Origin of the sequence: Undibacterium sp. SXout7W (assembly GCF_049339385.1) — a bacterium.
Taxonomy (GTDB): Bacteria; Pseudomonadota; Gammaproteobacteria; order Burkholderiales; family Burkholderiaceae_D; genus Undibacterium.
Genome location: NZ_JBMPPF010000055.1, coordinates 1 through 935, shown reverse-complemented (window position 1 = coordinate 935; position 935 = coordinate 1). Strand labels below are relative to the sequence as shown.

1 protein-coding gene is annotated in these 935 nt (G+C 56.3%); it reads right to left on the bottom strand.

Translation table 11 applies throughout. The features are described 5' to 3' along the window. Positions 1 to 648, bottom strand: a 648-nt coding sequence (locus ACO0LB_RS20440) for a hypothetical protein (protein WP_423052520.1), incomplete at its 3' end; no start/stop codon positions are given. Positions 649 to 935: the final 287 nt, after the last annotated feature.

Genomic DNA, 935 nt, shown 5'->3' with positions numbered 1-935 from the left:
CGTCGCTCCCAAGTTCAACCGCGACACGACAGCGCATAGCACGTCGAGTTGCGGTGAGTTGGTAGCCCAGCTGTCTGCAGTGGCGACGTCAGAAATGACGAAATCGTACTTCTTAACGGTCGCCAACAAGAACGCTACGGCGTCCTGTTGGTACAGAGTGTATGCGTCGTCGGATTCGATTTCTGCCAACACCTCTTCAGCCATCTCCAGTCCAGTAGGTGCGCTGACGACCTCGATAGTGGCCCTGCGGGCGCTAGCGTAAGTCAACAGCAGTTTAGTCCAAGTACCCGGCGCAGCACCAAGTTCCAGAATGGAAGCGGGGCGGAAGGCAGCTGCGTCCGCAGTTTCGAGCAGGCTCAAGGCCTTAAGCTCCTGATGACGCGGAAAGCCGAGGTACTCGTCGGTGGTTCCGTGGGGAAGACGTCGCGTGGTGTCGAATAAGTGCGACACGTTCTTCCACATTGGGGCCTCGCGTGGTAGTTCGCGCCTGTCGTTAGGTTGCGTGAGTATTTCGACATGGCCCGTGTGATTGTTCGTCTTCGGGTCACCAACAACGCGCCAGTCCAAATGCACCATGTCGGTGGTTCCTTCCGCGGAGTACATTTCAGAAGTAACCGTGGGGTGCGTCTTCTTGTCCGTAACAGTCATGTGCACACACACACGCTTCTGGTACAGGGACGAAAACGTCGTGACGCAGTCTGTGTTTCCCCAAGTACTCCTTCCGCGATCATTGTATCGCAATTCCATGTCTCCGACAGCGCCACACAAATCAGCGCGCATTTCGTTAGCGGTCAAATTGACGAAGTAACCCAAAGACGTGAATAGGCAGTTCCCATCCGGGGGCGTCGGCTTCACGACAAGCACCGAGGTGCAAGCGTACGCCTCATGCCGCCCAGCGCGTAGTCTGCCACTGTTCTTCTCAGACTTTATGGACT